Source organism: Phenylobacterium sp. (genome assembly GCF_041916435.1).
In the GTDB taxonomy this organism is placed as follows: domain Bacteria; phylum Pseudomonadota; class Alphaproteobacteria; order Caulobacterales; family Caulobacteraceae; genus Phenylobacterium.
The window spans coordinates 1-15,560 of sequence record NZ_JAYRZM010000008.1; the positions used below are offsets into that span (position 1 = coordinate 1).

Below are 15,560 nucleotides of genomic sequence, written 5' to 3' on the forward strand. Positions count from 1 at the left end.
CTGACGGGGGACCGCGCGGCGCACACGGCGCCGCGCGGTCCGTCATGATCGTCCAAGGTCGCTAATATTGGTAGGCTATGATCGACCAGACTGAGCGGCTATGGTTCATTATGTCGAACCATTCAGACACTTCGGCCGTCGCGCGTCGACATCTGGACCGCAGGTTTTCCGCCTTGGATGTCGGCGTCTTGTCGCCTCGCCCGCCTAAGGGATGGGTGAGGGCGATCCGCGATGCGCTTGGCCTGACCGTCCGCCAGTTTGGGGCGCGCCTCGGCAAGAGCCATTCAACCGTAGTCGCGCTTGAGCAGGGCGAGGTTTCAGGGACGCTGACTCTGGCGGGCCTGCAAAAGGCTGCTGCGGCGCTGGACTGTACCTTGCACTATGTCCTGGTGCCGAACCGGCCGTTGGCCGACATGGTCCATAGTCGGGCGCGTGTTGTCGCCGAAGCGCGGCTTGCCCGCATCGACCACACCATGCGCTTGGAAAACCAGGGCCTGAGCGAGGCCGACCTGGCGGCCGAACTCGATCGGTTGACCGAAGACTATGCGCGTCGCGGCGGGCGGCGGCTTTGGGATCCCCTCTGAGCGTCAGCGTCCGGCGAGGTCGGCAGGGTCTATCCGCCTATTCGTCGCCCTCGGCGCGCGTCGCATAGGCGCCCAGTCGCGCCTGAGCGTCTTCAGGGGACAGCAAGCGGTCCAGGCCCGCACCATGGCTGACTTCAGCCGACGACCGGGCGACCAGCTTCACGACCCTCGAAGGCGCGTCGGCTTGGCCCGCAGGACCTGGAGGCGCGCGTTCAGTCACAAGGGCAAGATCGCGCCTAATCTCTGAACTGTCGCCCGAGTGGTCGGCCAAGCACGCGACGTTGGCCTGGACCTTAGATCCCCTGCCCTCCTCGCGGACCCCTGATCGCCGCGCCGTCTGGAATGCGGAGGTGCTCGCTGGCGGCGGGACCCAAGGCCTCCGAGACGGGGAATATGCTGCAGCGTGTGTAGCCGGTTCACCGTTGAGGCCGGTCACCAATACCCCGAGAAAATGCCCAGCGGACTGCGGTCCCCCGCGATCAATCCCACGAACCTCGTCCGGGCGGCCCTAGGTCAAAGCCGACCTCGCGCGCGAGGCGCGGGATGCGGACCCTCCGGCCTTCCGCCGCTGCGCTCTGTGCAGGCCGGTTTCCACACCCCGCGGGCTTTGGCCCAGCCCCTATGCCCGGCCCAGCAGGTCGCGTGATCGCGGCAGGGACCGCGAGCCGCCGGGGCTTCTCCCGGCGGTCAATTGGAGAAACGTGATGCTCAACAAGGTTCAACTCATCGGCTTCACCGGCGCCGACGCTGAAATCCGCACCGTCTCGGGCGGTAAGAAGGTCGCTACCCTGCGGGTCGCCACCAACCGCTACACCAAGAAGGACGGCGATCGGAAGGACTACACGACCTGGCACCAGGTGGAGATCTGGAACCAAGGCACGGTCGGCTGGCTGGAAGGCCGCCACCTTCCCAAGGGCTCCAAGGTGTTCGTCGAAGGCGAGATTCGCCACGACCGCTACACCGACCAGAGCGGCCAGGAGCGCTTCTTCTCGAAGGTTGTGGTGGCGACCCCGCAGCACGAGCTGAAGTCGCTGGACCGGCAGGAGGCCTCCGACGAGGACTGAGCCTTGAGAGGGCCCGCCCGGTCGCCGGGCGGGCCTGCAAAGGCCGGAAAGGAAGGGCGGATTTGGGGTGCGTCCGGGTGAAGTTGCCCATGGGCAACTTGTCGCCTCCAGGCCGACCGGGCGCGCCCTCCCCTACCCTTCGTCCTCACAAATGAGCATGGTGGCGCCCAAGATGTCCAAGCGCGCGATTCGACAACAGGAGTTCGATCTCTTCATCCCGCGGATGAGCAGCCTGCCGCTGAAAGACCAGCGGGAGGTGATGGAGCGACCGTTCTTTTCGCTGAGTAAGCGCAAGCGACTGAAGCCGATCGAATACACCAGCCCCGACGGTGAGGTCTGGGTCCATGTCAGCGCTAATCCGGCGTTCGGCATCGCCACGATCTGGGATGCCGACATCCTCATCTGGGCGACGTCGCGGATCAACCAGATGCGCGAGCAGGGCGTCAACGACCTGCCGCGCACCTTGCACACGACCAGCTACGACCTGCTCAAGGCAATCAAGCGGGATACCGGGGGCAAGGGCTACAAGGAACTGCAGGCGGCGCTGCAACGTCTGGAGGCCACCACCATCCAGACCTCCATCCGCGGCTCGAAGCGCAACACCAAGGCGCAGTTCGGCTGGCTGGACGAATGGGTCTTGGACTCCGATCCGGTGACGGGCGCGCCCAAGGGTCTGACGCTGACCCTGTCGAACTGGGTCTATGAGGGGGTGATCAAGGATCGCTCCTTGCTTACCCTGCACCCGGACTATTTCGCTCTGGCCGGCGGCGTCGAGCGCGCCATCTATCGCATCGCCCGCAAGCACGCCGGCGACCAGCCCGGCGGCTGGACCTGCCGCGTCAGTGTGCTGCACGACAAGACCGGAAGCGAGAGTCCGCTCAAGCAGTTCAACTACCTGCTCAAGCGGATCGTCGCGGCGAACGATCTGCCGGAGTACGACCTCAGCTTCGTCAACACGGCCGACAACTCGCCAGCCATCCACTTCGTCCGCCGCGACGCCGCAGAGCGCGCCGCCATCAAGGCGGACCTTGAGCGGCTCGCGGCTGATTCGGCCCGTCGCGAGCGCGAGGACGCCAGGGCGTTGCAAGTCGACGCCATGTTTGAGAAGCGCCGGGTTCCGCCCTCGGGGGATCGGTGACCTTTTCCACGGGGTATCGATGACCGCCGGGTCGGGGGATCGGTGACCCTCCCCTCGGGGTTTCAGTGACCAGGCGATTTCAGAAGCCTTTGTGGGGTCTCGGATTTCTGCCGTCGGCAGGGCGCCTAACTCTGTCTAACCTTATCCCTAAGATCTCTTCTAACGGCCGCCGCGGACAGGCTGGCTTGCCGTCGCCTTGAACCAAGAGGGTTCAGGCTCGGCGCGCTGTTAACCCTTTCTTCATTGTATCGAGCCGAAAACTTGGCAAATTCCAGGCGTGATGTCGGATATTTGCAAAGGAGGCGGACCATGGCGAAGCAAGCCCTAGCTGAAAGCGCCGCTTCCGGGCCGGTCCTGCTGGCGGCGATGTCAGCGCTCAGCGACCGCGCGCATGACGTTATCACCCGACTGCGGGCGACGGTGTTCGCTCCGGGTGAACAGAAGATCGTCGATCTACGATTTTCGGTGACCAAGGCCGCCGAAATGGTCGGCCGCACCTCTGAGGCTATCCGGCAGGCGGAAGCGGATGGCCGCCTCCCCGCGCCTCGCTTGAGCGCAACGGGACGGCGGGAAGGCTACAGCCTGTCCGAGGTCAACCACATGCGCGACGTGTTCGGTACGCGCCCGCGGCGCGGGCCTGACGATCCGCCGATCGTCATGGCGGTGCAGAACTTCAAGGGCGGCGTCGGCAAGAGCACGCTCACCTGCCATGTGGCGCAGTTCCTGGCGCTGAAGGGCTACCGGGTCGCGGTGATCGACTGCGACAGCCAGGCCAGCACCACGACCATCTTCGGGTTCAACCCCGACATCGACATCGATGACGAAGAGACCTTGCTACCCTTCTTCCGTCACGGCGGTGAGCCGGATTTGAAGTATGCCCTGCGGTCTACCGCCTGGCCGGGCATTGACCTGGTGCCAGCGAACCTTGGGCTCTACCAGGCGGAATACGAGGCTGCGGCAAGGCTACGCGGCAATCCGGACGCGCTCGATCGCCTGCGGCGCGGCGTTGAGAGTATGGCCGGGGACTACGACGTGGTCCTACTCGATCCCCCGCCCGCCTTGGGCATGCTGTCGTTGGCGGTTCTGCGGGCGGCCAACGCCCTGCTGATTCCCACCCCGCCATCGACGGTCGACTTCGCTTCGACAGCGCACTTCCTGCGCATGATCGTCGAAACGCTCGAGGTGATGCAGAACCACCTGGGCGCCCGCGGCTACCACTTCCTGCGCGTGGTCGCGACCAAGGTCGATGAGGGCAAGAGCGCCCACACCCAGATCCGCGACATGATGGAAGCGGTGTTTGGCGCCGACATGCTGTCGGCCTCGCTGCTCGATTCCGCCGAGATCGACAACGCCAACGTCCAGCTGCGCACGGTCTATGAACTCAGCGGACCCGCGACGAAGACCTATGAGCGCTGCCGCAACAATCTGGATCGCCTCAACGGCGAGATCGAACTGCTTATTCGCAAAGCCTGGCCGAGCCATCGGCCGGAGCTTCGTCGGCTTGGACTAGGGTAGGGGAGGGCGGTCATGGCATCCACAACAGGCAAGAACCGCTCCATCCTCGCGGGCTTGGTGGCTCCGGTCACCGAAACCCCGACCGTGGACCGTGGGGCGCCCCCGACAGAGCGCCTAAGCACCCGCCTGACCGGGCTGGCGCGGGTGACGTCCGGCGATGTGAAGGAAAAGACGCTCAAGCTCGTCGATCCGGCCCGCTGCCGATTGTGGAGCCGGCACAATCGCCGCTACGACCTGCTCAACGAGGCGTCCTGCGCCGACCTCCTGGAAAGCCTCCGCGCACAGGGCGAACAGGAATTTCCCGCGATCGTGCGGCGGGTCGAGGATGACCCGGCCTACGACTACGAGGTTATCAGCGGCGCGCGCCGGCATTGGTCGATCAGCTATCTGCGCAATGTCGAGCATCGCGAGATTCGCTACCTGATCGAGGAGCGCGAGCTCTCCGATGAGCAGGCCTTCCGCCTGGCGGATGTCGAGAACCGTGCGCGCCAGGACATCAGCGACTATGAGCGCGCGCTCGACTACCGGCACGCGGTCGAAACCTTCTATGGCGGTGTCGCCCAGCGCATGGCGCAACGGCTGGAAGTGCCCAAGGCTTGGCTCTCGCGCTTCCTGGACCTCGGCAAGCTGCCGACCGATGTCGTTGAAGCGTTTGGAGATCCGCGCCAGCTCAAGGAGCGCCACGCGCGCACGCTGAAGCCGCTGCTGGCCAATGACGCTTCGCGTCCGAAAGTGATGGCCGAGGCCAAGCGCTTGGCGGGCGTTCAGGCTGCGGCCCTGGCCAGCGGGAAGGGGCTGATCGACGCCGCCAAGGTGGTCACCTTGCTGGCGAAGGCCGCCGCTCAAGCGGCGCCGCCCAAGAAGCCGGCCGCCAAGGGCGTTGTGAACGTCACCAACGACGCTGGGGCGACCCTGTTCACCCTGGCGCGCAAGGGCGCCAAGCGGGTCGTGCTCGAACTGTCGTTGGACGTCGAAGCCACCAACGCGGACTTCCAGGCCGCCTTCGCGCGCGAACTCGATAGGGTCCGCCCGAAGGCTTAGTTGCCCATGGGCAACCGCCCGCCTTCGCCCCTCGTGGACCCCGCTATCTAGCGCCACGGCGCGACAAGTTGCCCATGGGCAACTCGCCCCCATTGTCGGGGTATCAGTGACCAGCTGCCGGCGCCTTGCCCACAATCGCCGGGCATGAGTCACATCCCGGCCGCAAGCCCTGCCGAGCCTTCGGCTCGTTTTGGCTGCGCCGGTCTCACTCGATGTTCCTTTCCCCTACAGCCCCTCGTTGGACACCGCTGGCCTGCGTCCTGGCCGGCGGCGCGGCGCTGCTCGGCGCGCTGTCGCTCGCGACTGACGGGGGCGCTCGCCCGCTGGTGTTGTGGAACAGAACGGCCAGCGAGCCGGAGGGACTTTATCTGCGGCAGGCCGCGCCGGTGAGGATCGGCGCCGTAGTCGCATTTCCCGTGCCGGCGTCAGCCTTTCCCTATGCTGACCCCCATATGAGCTACCTACGCCGCGTGCCGGTTCTGAAGACCGTCGCCGCCGTTTCCGGCGACCAGGTCTGCACCGGCGACGACCGGCTGGTGATCAACGGAGAGGTGCGAGCCCCGATCCTGAACACCGATCGCCGAGGCGCGGTTTTGCCGCGCTGGAATGGCTGCCGCCGGCTTCGCGACGGCGAGGTGTTCGTCTTCTCCGACCGCATCCCCAACAGCTTCGACAGCCGCTATTTCGGTCCCGTGAACCAGGCCGAGATCCTTGGCGTGTTTCGGCCCCTGGCGCTGTCGCGCCCTCAGCCGGGAGACCGGTGATGGACCCGGCGGCCCTGGCGGGATTGTGCCTCCTGCTCGCGCGCGGACAGAGCGCCCAACCCTTGCCCGCGGGGGTCAATTGTTCGCCGCCAACGCCCGCCTCATCTAGGCCGGCGACGTCTATGGCGACGAGCGGTCTTGCCGCCCTTGTGGCCGGACCGGAGGCCCGCGAAGCGATCACTCGGGTCGCCTTCGCCGAAGCTGGCAATCAGGGCGACAGCGGCCTGGCCGCTGTCGTCTATACGATCCTCAACAGGGTTCAGGACGGGCGCTGGGGCGCGACCGTCGAGGCGGTGATCAATGCGCGCGGTCAGTTTGAACCGGTCATGCGCGCCGGCGGCGACTGGCGTCGTCTGCCGGCCTCGACCGTGGCCCAGCGCGCCCGGATCGAGACCATCCTGAACCTGTCGCTGGAAGGCCGCCTGCCGGACCTGACGAACGGCGCGCGGTTCTTCCAGAACCCGCAGATCGTGGCGGATCGCGCGAGCCGGGGCGAGGTCTCCGAAGGCCTGGTCAATTTCGGCAACACGGGCCCGTCTGCGGTCATCGGCGCCCACAGCTTCTACGTCGAAGCGCGGTCCGCTGGAGGGCGGGGAACTCGCGCCCCGGCGCCCACTTCCACCCCTCGCGGGTCGCCGGCCGCCGCCGCCTGGCAGTCGGCGGGCGGGGCAATTTTCGTCGGCGACAATCGGGCCGTGGGGCCGGAAGTTCCGCCATCGTCGGCGAGCCCGAATGGGGCAGGGCAGGGGAGCCTGCGCGCCACTCCCGTCACCGATCCAGGGCGCGCCATCTTCGTGGTCGGGCCAGGCCTCGCGGCGGGGTCCGACCAATGATCAGGCGGCGCGCCAAGCCTGATCGAGGCCAGCATAGTCGGGGTCGAAATCGCTCGGCGCCAGGGCGTCGGGGTCCTCCTGGGCAAGCGCTGTTTCGGCCATCAGATCGAAGTCTGGCAGGCGCTCTCCGGCCGCTTGAAGGGCGCTTTCAGCGTCCTCATCCAGGTCGCCGCCGGGGCGCAGGGGCAGGGGCACATTGCCCAGGAGTTCGCGGACCGTCAGGCGGTCACGAACCCGCTCGACACGGCGGTCAAGGATGTCGACCAGGCGGGCGAGAAGCTCGTCATCCCCAGCGAAATGCGCGTCGCCGGCTTCAGCGAGCAGAGCGCCGCCGATGATGATTTTGCCGCGCGTTTCGCGTCTGCGCTTGTTGATCGACCAGAGGGCTTCGAGGCGTTCGACGCGGGCTTTCAGGACGTGGAACCGCTTGGCGTCATCGGCAATGTCTTCGAGCGGGGTGACGTGCCGCTGCTTGTGGACGCCGTCCTGCCCCGCCTCTCTGAGCGCGGTCTCCAGCTCGGCTAGCCGCTCGGTCAGGGCAGCCTCTTCGTCGACGCGCTTGGCCCTGTCGCGGTCGTTTGATCGGGCCGCCCAGAGCTCTCGTTTGCGAGCCAGTTGGGCGGGCGAGCGTGGTTTGTACTTCGAGGGACGGGCGTTCCGCCGGCGCTTATCGACCTTGGTCATGACGCGGCCTTTCCGGGACAAAAAAGCACGAAACGGCGTTAAGCTGCCACGAAAGTGCAAATCGGTCTATGCCGGGGTTCATCGTCATTCATCACAAGGGCGCAGTTACGGGTTGGATGTGCTGCGCCCACCAACCCTGCGGTCAGGCCTCGCCCGACACCCTCAAGGCCCCTCCAGCCAACGATCGATGGGAAGCCTTGGGCCAAGGGCGCAGCCCTTAGCGATCCCGGCAGGGGCCAAGGCGGCGAGGCCGGAGGAGGGCGCATGGCGCAGTACCGACTAGAGGTCCAAACCATCCAAAGATCGGCCGGCCGATCTGCTGTCGCCGCGGCGGCCTATCGCTCTGGCGACCGGCTGATCGACGAGCGCCTGGCGATGGAGTTCGACTTCGGATCGAAGGGCGACATTGAGTTTGCCGCGATCATGGCGCCGGCCGACGCCCCGGCCGCCTTCAGCGACCGGCAGACGCTCTGGAACGCGGCCGAAGACGCCGAGAAGCGGAAGGACGCCGTGCCCGCGAGGGAGCTGTTGGTGTCCCTGCCGCACGAGCTCGATTTCGCGCAACGGCGCGCCCTCGTGGAGGCTTTCGTCGCCGACCAGCTGGTGGCGCGTGGCATGGTCGCCGACGTCGCCATGCACCGGCCGGGCAAGGCGGGTGACGAGCGCAATTTCCACGCCCACATCCTGGTTACGACGCGCTCTGTGACCCCGGACGGTTTTGGAAAGAAGCCCGCCGAATGGTGGAGCCCAAAGGCGGTTCGCGAGTGGCGTTCGGCGTGGGCGGATATTCAGAACGAGCACCTGCGCCGACACCTTGGTCCGGACGCTCCGCAAGTCTCGCACCTGTCCCTGGCGGAGCAGGGCTCAGACCGCGAGCCCGGGGTACATCTGGGGCCGACCGCGAGCGCGCTTGAGCGCAAGGACATCGCTTCGGAACGGGGTCAGCAGAACCGCGACACCAACGCCCATAACGCCAAGCGCAAGGAACTGCGGACGGACTTCCAGGCGACCGCCGACCGGCTGGTTCGCGAGGCGCCGGTGATCGCCGTTCCGGTCGCGAAGCTAACGACCGAGACCGAGCAGATGCGGGCGCGGATGGTGGCCGAGCGCGACAAGTGGGCGGCCGAACGCGCGGCGCTCGTCTTGCCGAAGATCGACAGCGTGCGGGCATTGGAGCGGGAGCTCATTCAGCCCGCCCAGGCCGACTTGGCGGCGGCAAAACTTCGACTGCGGCAGACCGAACAGAGGGTCACGCAGGTGCGTCAGCGACGCTTGGCCCTGGTGCAGTGGATCCGCAATCCGGCGCGCATGATCTGGGCCAAGCATGCGGAGCTCAACGCCCTCGGCCGGGCCCGCGCCGCGGCCAAGCGCGCCGAAGTCGGGGTGCAGGTGCGCGTCGCCTGGATCGCCTCACCGGCGGGACAAGCTTATGTCGCCGCGCGCCGGGGCCCTCAGTTGGAGAAGGCCGGCGACGTGGCCCGCCAGAGGCGCACTTTGGAGCGCAAGATCAAGCGGATCGACAAGCGCATCGAGGGCGCAACGCGGGCCTACAACGACCTACGGGTCGCCCAGGCGCTCGGCCAAAAGGAACTGCAGGTGCCGTCCCGCCTTCCGGACGAAACCCGGTTCATCCGCGAGGTCGGCGGCCCGGCTCGAGCCGCGCTGATGCGCTACCCGGCGCAAGCGCGGGCGCTGGCGGTCGAGCGGGTCAATCGTTCGATGGGCCAGACCATCGGCCGCGGCATCCTTCCGGGGCGATGAGGGGCCAATGAGCACGTCTCAACGTCTCGTTCTGGTGGCGCCGATCGCGATCCTGTCGATCCTCTTGGGCCTCGCCTGGGCGACGCAGCAGGCGGCGCACGGGCTGCATTATGCGGCTGCCCTGGGGGCAGGGTGGGCAGACTTTGGCCCCATCCGTCTCTATCGGCCTTGGGCCTTCGTGGAATGGTATCTGGCCCTGCAGCCGCGTTATCCGCGCCTGTTCGACGGCGCGGGTCTGACGGGGCTCGCCGTCGCGATGGCGCCGATCCTTTTGACGGCGGTCGCGACCCGCGGCTCAAGGCGTGCGCCAAAGGCTTTCGGCCGCGACGCCTGGGCGGATTTGGCCGACGTGGCGCGGGCCAAACTGTTCGGCCAGGGCGCTCAAATCCGAGGCCGCGTGCTCGGTCGGTTCAAGGGCCGCTACCTGACCTATGGCGGCCCTGAGCATGCAATCATCGTCGGGGCCTCGCGGAGCGGGAAGGGGGCGGGCCATGTCGTGCCGACGCTGGTCGCCTGGCCGGAAAGCGCCTTCGTCTACGACCGCAAGGGCGAGCTTTGGCACATCACCGCTGACCATCGGAAGACGTTCAGCCATGTCTTCTACTTCGCCCCGACCGACCCCAACACGGTCCGCTGGAATCCGCTGTTCGAGGTCCGCAAGGGTCCGATGGAGATCGCAGATATCCAGAACGTGGTCGGCATCCTCGTCGACCCCTTGGGGCGCAAAGCGGGCGACCTCAATTTCTGGGACCAGAGCGCCACCGACTTCTTCACCGCGGTGATCCTGCACGTCCTCTACAGCGAGGCTGACGAGCGCAAGAACCTCGCCCAGGTCCGCCGGCTGCTGATCGACATCGAACCGACGCTTCACGCCATGCTGCATACCCAGCATCGCTATCGGCCCGATTATCACGCCGCCGATGGCCTGGCGCGCGACGAGGGCGGCGCGCCCATCCCCGAGGTCCATCCGGAGGTGCGGCTGGGGGCGACGGCTCTGGCCGGCATGGATGAGCGTGTGAAGTCCAACGTCCTGGCGACCTGCCGCGCTTCGCTGTCGCTGTGGGCTGATCCCCTGGTGGAATACGCCACCAGCTGGTCGGACTTCTCGATCGGCGACCTGGTGTGCGCCGAGGCTCCGGTGACCTTCTACCTGATCACGCCACAGGCCCACGCCGATCGCTTGGCCTTCCTGGTGCGGGTGTTCATCCGGCAGAGCGTGAACAGCCTGATGGAGCAGGAGCACTATGACAGCCGTCGTCGGCGCAAGCGACACCGGCTGCTACTGTTGCTCGACGAGTTTCCGAAGCTCGGCAGTTTGCCGTTCCTCGAGAACGCCATGGGCGAGATGGCCGGCTACGGGATCACCGCCCATCTGGTCTGCCAGAGCTTCAACGACGTGTTCTCCAAGTACGGTGACAAAACACCGTTATTCGACAACATGCATATCACCGCGACCTTCGCGACGTCGGAGCCGACCAGTATCGAGAAGGTCACCCGGCGGGCCGGCAAGGCGCTGGAGATGCGGGAGAGCTACAGTGACCCGCGCAGCCTGTTCGGCCGGGCCCATCGATCGACCTCACAGTCGGAGCAGCAGCGCTACATCCTGTCGGAGGAGGACGTGCGCGGCCTCGACGACCGCAAGCAGTTCCTGTTCGTCAACAACACCAAGCCGATCCTGGCCGACAAGATCCGCTACTACGAAGAGCCCTTCTTCAAGGCGCGCACCGGCGACTATTTCCACGGCGTGCCGGCGAGCTATGAGCAGCGGCCCGGCGCGGCGGACCTGCCGGGGCCCGCCAGCATCGACTGGCGGGGCGTTCGGGCCGTCTGCGCGCCGCCAGAGGCGTTCGCCGGCGTTCGAGTCCCCAAGCCCCGCTACAGCGCCGCTGAGGGCGCTCCAGGGGCCCCTGACGCCCCGGAGGCGGTTTTGGCCGCCGACTACCTCACTCTGGCCCCTGTCGCGGCTCTGCGGGCCGAAGATGACGACGGCAGCCTCTGATCCCCCAATCTTCGCGAGTCCGTCATGACCGAACGCCATCCCGATGTTCTTGATCGCAAGGTCGCCGCATTGCGCCAGGCCATGGGGCCGGTGATCGCCAAGGCCCTGGCCGACCGGCTGGTGGTCGAGGTGATGGTCAACCCGGACGGCAAGATCTGGATCGACCGTATCGGGGAGGGGCGGTCGTGGACGGGCGAGCTGCTGGCGGCGGCCGACGCCGACCGCATCCTGCGGCTGCTGGCCGATCACGCGGGCGAAGTGGTTACCCGCGACCGCCCGCGGGTTAGCGCCACCCTTCCGGAGACTGGCGAGCGCTTCCAGGGCGCCTTCATGCCGGTCGTGGCGCGGCCGGCCTTCGCCATTCGCAAGCGGCCGGAGGTGGTGTTCACCTTGGGGGACTATGTCGACGGCGGCATGATGAGCGAGGCTCAGGCGGACACGATCCGGGCCGCCGCCGAGGCGCGCCAGAATCTGCTGATCGTGGGCGGTACGGGCTCGGGCAAGACGACCCTGGCCAATGCGGTCCTCGCCGAGCCGGCCTTCGCCGGCGACCGGGTGGTGCTGATCGAGGACACCGCTGAACTGCAATGCTCGGCGGCCGACCAGATCCAGATGCTGACCAAGCGGACCGAGCCGGCCGTGACCATGACCGACCTGGTGCGCGACACGCTGCGCCTGCGGCCGGACCGCATTGTGATCGGCGAGGTCCGTGACGGCTCGGCGCTGGACCTGCTGAAGGCGTGGAACACCGGTCACCCGGGCGGGCTGGCGACTTTGCACGCCAACAGCGCCGCGGAGGGCCTGAGCCGCCTCGAGGACCTCATCGGCGAGGTGACGCAGCGCATCCCGCACCGGGCCATCGGCCAAGCGATCGACCTGGTCATCCATATTGCGCGAACGCCGGGCGGCCGGCGGGTGTCGGAGCTGATGCGGGTGACCGGCTGGGGGGAGGACGGCTACATCGTCCAGGCCGCTTAGGTTCAAGCCGAGAAGCGGGCGGCCACGTCCTGGTGGGCGGCGGCGATCTCCGCGCGCGACGCCTTGGTGACGCCGGCCTCCTCGGCGTAGCGCGCCCAGTCTGCCACGGCGGCGCGGACCTCGTCGATGATGGTGTCGATCAGCCGATCGGGCAGGCCATGGCGACGTCCGAGGCTGCGCACCTGCTCGCGGGTCGGGTTTTTGCCCTCGCCCTCGACGTCGAGATAGTGCTCGCCGCCCGGCCCCGCCGAATAGGTCAGGTCGTAGGCTGGGGCGAGCCGCCATCCACCGGCTTCGTCCATCAGGTAGCTGTGCTGGCGCGTGTGATCGTCGCGATTGCTGGCCAGCACATTGAAGACCATGCGCCGGAAGGCGGCGTGCAGGTCGTCAGCGTGGCGGGTGATGGCCAGGGTCGCGCGCAGGAAAAGATCGTAGCTTGCGGGCGTGCGCCACGGCGACTCGACCGCGCCGCTGAGCGAGACCATGTGCAGGCGCCGACCAGGCTCTGGCCGATCGAACCGGCGGGTGGCGAAATAGCCGGGCCCCGTCTTTGACGGCAGCAGGCGATAGGGGGCCATGTCCAGACCGGCGGCCACGGCCATCGCCGCGTAGGCCGCTTCGATGGGGCCGATGTCGGGTGGATCGTTGGTCGCGGCGAACTTGACGATCCAGGCCTCGTGGCCGGCGGCGGTCTCGCCTTCGGAGACCGAGACCCGTCCTTCGGCGTCGAACCCGACGTGAACCTTGGGCCGCGCGCCGCCCGAGCCGCCCGCCAGGGTGGCCAGGGTGTCGGCGAGCGCGCCCTCGTGGCCGGTCAGGATCGCCGTCGACTCGGCGGCCAGGGCGTCGAGGTCGAGGCTTTCGACTTCCGGCGGCGGCGCGGTCGCCGGGCGGTAGGTGAGGGCGCCGCGGCCGTGGTCGCCGACCAGGGCCAGGCGATCCAGGGCGCTCAGCGTCTCGATGGCGACCCCGAGCTTGCTCAAGCGTCGCCGCATGACCAGGAAGCCCCAGCCTTCGGGCAGGCTGTCAGCCAGAAAGCCGTGCAGACCTTCAAACTCCCGGCCGCGCGCGGGATGCAGGCCAGGTTCCGGTGGATAGAGCAGGGCCGAAACGGGGAGTGGCGCGGCGATCAGCTCCGGCGACCATTCCAGCTGCGCCAGGCCGCTGGCCATGGCCAGCCGGCCGACGGGGAGAGAGGGCTGGTCCTCGCCAAAGGTCAGGTTGGCGGCCAGCGGGGTTCCGGGCGCCAGCTTCATGGGCGGAGCGCCTTCGCAGATCGTGACCTGGGCGCCCGCACACGCGCCGGCCGTGTCGCGGCGCCGGCCGCCTGCTGCGCCAGGAGCGCATCGAGGCTGCTGGCCGCGGGGAGGGGGAACAGCGCGCCCAGCGCATCCTCGCAGCGCAGGGCGACAGCGGCCTTGACCATGTCCTCCAGCGAGGCTTGACCTTCGGTCTCCAAACGCCGCCAAGTCCGGTAGGCGACGCCGGCCCGCTGAGCCGCCTCCAGCTGTGGCCAGCCCAAGGCGACCCGACGCGCTTTGATGCGCCCAGCGAGGTCTTGCAGGATTTCGGAGGGCGTTTTTAGCACTGTCCATATATGGCCAGTTCTCGGGTATTTTGCAAGATAATTGTCCAAATATCGCGAATTACGGGTGCAGACGAAATCGCATCTATTGGCGGGGGGAGGGGAAGGGCTTCCCATAGGCGCTAACTTAGGGGTGGACGGCAAGAATCAGTCTGTGATTCATGAGGAGGATGGACTCCGAAACCCATCCCCATTTCGACATTGCGTGGCGTGAGTTACTGTCGCGTTTGCCGGACAATCTCGATCTCGATCAAAGTGCGCGTGAGCACGGCGCGTTGAAGCGCAGACGGGTGGTAAGGGACGGTGCGACCATGCTCCGTCTGGCACTGGCCTATGGGCCAGGCGGGATGAGCCTACGATCCGCAGCGGCATGGGCGGCGGGATGCGGTATCGCACATCTGTCGGATGTGGGGCTATTGAAGCGCCTCAAAGGGGCGAACGACTGGTTGAGCCATGTTGCCGCATCCTTGCTAGACGCGAATATCCGCGGCCGGCTTGCCGCGCGACGGCTGCGGGTGGTGGATGGCAGCGTGATCCGCTCACCGGGCAAGGGCGGCGCAAACTGGCGCCTGCACGCAACATACGACCCCGCAGAGGGCCGATTCAGCCAGCTTGAGATCAGCGATACGCATGGCGGTGAGAGTCTATCGCGCCATACATTCGAGAAGGGTGATCTCGTCCTGGCGGACCGAGGATATGCCAGAACGCCGGGCTTGCTGCACGTGCGCGAGATGGGGGCGGACTTCATCATGCGGATCGGCTGGTCGACAATCCGATTGCTTACACCGAATGGCGCGCGGCTGGACTGGAACGCGATCTACGCCGGAATGCAACCGGGCGACGTCGCCGAACACGAAGTGCTGGTTGATCGTTCCGGTCGCAAGCGAGAAACGTCGGGCGTCTCGACGTTCCGGGCCCGTCTGATCATTCGGCGCAAAGACGAGGCTGCTTCGGAACGAACACGCAAGGCGATATGGTTTGACCATAGAAGGAAGCAGCGGGTGGCCGCGCAGCCCAATCCATTGACAGTCGCGTCGGCGGATTTCCTGCTATTATTGACCTCGGTACCTGCGCGGGAAATGTCTTCGGACAATGCGATCGCAACCTACCGTCTGCGTTGGCAAATCGAACTTGCGTTCAAACGGCTTAAGAGTGGGCTCGGGATCGACGATCTCCCGGCACGCGATGGCCAACTCGCTCGCTCCTGGCTCGCGGCATATCTCATCGTCGGATTGTTGATCGACGAGGCTGTCTCCGACAGCCTCGCTTTTCCCCCCTGCGTCGCCGGCAGCGCTGGGCGCGCATTTGTCGCTATGGCGAATGCAAAAATTCTTAAGGAACGCGCTCTTGGTCGCAATCCTTGGAGAGCCCCGCCTCGCCCGGATCGGTCAAAGCCTCGCGGGCGCTACCAGAACCCTGTTCGAGCCACCCCGACGAAGGATATCGCAGTTCAGTCAGCTTCGCGCTCTACCGATCTGAGCAGCCCGAGGATCAACACACCGCTATAGCTGGCGAGTGAATTCATGACTGGCTGCTGATGGCCGTGATTGGGACAAACCCGTCATTCTCGGTGACATCCGCCAACGACGGTTCCCGCCGAAACCGGACATTTCT

Annotated in this window: 14 protein-coding genes; 11 read left to right on the forward strand and 3 right to left on the reverse strand. The window is 66.8% G+C overall.

Annotated elements, in window-relative coordinates; genetic code table 11:
- Window positions 1–77: 77 nt before the first annotated feature.
- The gene (locus ACE3TA_RS21000) at window positions 78–584 is read left to right on the forward strand and encodes a mobile mystery protein A (protein WP_374576294.1); all 507 of its coding nucleotides are present in this window, start codon (window positions 78–80) and stop codon (window positions 582–584) included.
- Between the two features lie 37 nt (window positions 585–621).
- On the opposite strand, the gene ACE3TA_RS21005 is transcribed toward ACE3TA_RS21000, so the two are convergent.
- Window positions 622–747: a hypothetical protein gene (locus tag ACE3TA_RS21005; protein WP_374576295.1), complete on the reverse strand. Its 126-nt coding sequence runs from the start codon at window positions 745–747 to the stop codon at window positions 622–624.
- A gap of 541 nt (window positions 748–1,288) precedes the next feature.
- Here ACE3TA_RS21005 and ACE3TA_RS21010 point away from each other — a divergent pair.
- The 6 genes from ACE3TA_RS21010 (at window position 1,289) to ACE3TA_RS21035 (ending at window position 6,939) form a co-directional block, all read left to right on the forward strand.
- On the forward strand, window positions 1,289–1,648 hold the full coding sequence (locus tag ACE3TA_RS21010; RefSeq protein WP_374576296.1) for a single-stranded DNA-binding protein: 360 nt from the start codon (window positions 1,289–1,291) through the stop codon (window positions 1,646–1,648).
- A 172-nt stretch (window positions 1,649–1,820) separates the two neighbouring features.
- Window positions 1,821–2,786, forward strand: a complete 966-nt coding sequence (locus ACE3TA_RS21015) for a replication initiator protein A (protein ID WP_374576297.1) — start codon at window positions 1,821–1,823, stop codon at window positions 2,784–2,786.
- A 309-nt stretch (window positions 2,787–3,095) separates the two neighbouring features.
- The gene (locus ACE3TA_RS21020) at window positions 3,096–4,301 is read left to right on the forward strand and encodes an AAA family ATPase (protein WP_374576298.1); all 1,206 of its coding nucleotides are present in this window, start codon (window positions 3,096–3,098) and stop codon (window positions 4,299–4,301) included.
- A gap of 57 nt (window positions 4,302–4,358) precedes the next feature.
- Window positions 4,359–5,342, forward strand: a complete 984-nt coding sequence (locus tag ACE3TA_RS21025; protein WP_374576299.1) for a ParB/RepB/Spo0J family partition protein — start codon at window positions 4,359–4,361, stop codon at window positions 5,340–5,342.
- A 212-nt stretch (window positions 5,343–5,554) separates the two neighbouring features.
- On the forward strand, window positions 5,555–6,106 hold the full coding sequence (locus ACE3TA_RS21030) for a S26 family signal peptidase (RefSeq protein WP_374576300.1): 552 nt from the start codon (window positions 5,555–5,557) through the stop codon (window positions 6,104–6,106).
- A gap of 122 nt (window positions 6,107–6,228) precedes the next feature.
- On the forward strand, window positions 6,229–6,939 hold the full coding sequence (locus tag ACE3TA_RS21035; protein WP_374576301.1) for a cell wall hydrolase: 711 nt from the start codon (window positions 6,229–6,231) through the stop codon (window positions 6,937–6,939).
- Here ACE3TA_RS21035 and ACE3TA_RS21040 read toward each other — a convergent pair whose 3' ends face one another.
- Window positions 6,940–7,623 (reverse strand): hypothetical protein, encoded by a 684-nt coding sequence (locus ACE3TA_RS21040; RefSeq protein WP_374576302.1) that lies wholly within the window; start codon window positions 7,621–7,623, stop codon window positions 6,940–6,942.
- A gap of 264 nt (window positions 7,624–7,887) precedes the next feature.
- Here ACE3TA_RS21040 and mobQ point away from each other — a divergent pair, with 264 nt between their 5' ends.
- From mobQ to trbB, 3 genes are read left to right on the forward strand one after another with little or no spacing between them, the layout of a single operon-like run.
- Complete coding sequence (gene mobQ / locus ACE3TA_RS21045) at window positions 7,888–9,384, forward strand: MobQ family relaxase (RefSeq protein ID WP_374576303.1); 1,497 nt, start codon at window positions 7,888–7,890, stop codon at window positions 9,382–9,384.
- 7 nt (window positions 9,385–9,391) lie between these two features.
- Window positions 9,392–11,383 carry a type IV secretory system conjugative DNA transfer family protein gene (locus ACE3TA_RS21050; protein ID WP_374576304.1) on the forward strand — a complete coding sequence of 664 codons (1,992 nt, stop codon included), beginning with the start codon at window positions 9,392–9,394 and terminating at the stop codon, window positions 11,381–11,383.
- 24 nt (window positions 11,384–11,407) lie between these two features.
- Window positions 11,408–12,361, forward strand: coding sequence for a P-type conjugative transfer ATPase TrbB (gene trbB, locus ACE3TA_RS21055; RefSeq protein ID WP_374576305.1), 954 nt, complete (start codon window positions 11,408–11,410; stop codon window positions 12,359–12,361).
- 2 nt (window positions 12,362–12,363) lie between these two features.
- On the opposite strand, the gene ACE3TA_RS21060 is transcribed toward trbB, so the two are convergent.
- On the reverse strand, window positions 12,364–13,617 hold the full coding sequence (locus ACE3TA_RS21060; protein ID WP_374576306.1) for a type II toxin-antitoxin system HipA family toxin: 1,254 nt from the start codon (window positions 13,615–13,617) through the stop codon (window positions 12,364–12,366).
- 499 nt (window positions 13,618–14,116) lie between these two features.
- Here ACE3TA_RS21060 and ACE3TA_RS21065 point away from each other — a divergent pair, with 499 nt between their 5' ends.
- Window positions 14,117–15,454: a transposase gene (locus tag ACE3TA_RS21065; protein ID WP_374576307.1), complete on the forward strand. Its 1,338-nt coding sequence runs from the start codon at window positions 14,117–14,119 to the stop codon at window positions 15,452–15,454.
- The last annotated feature ends 106 nt before the right edge of the window (window positions 15,455–15,560 follow it).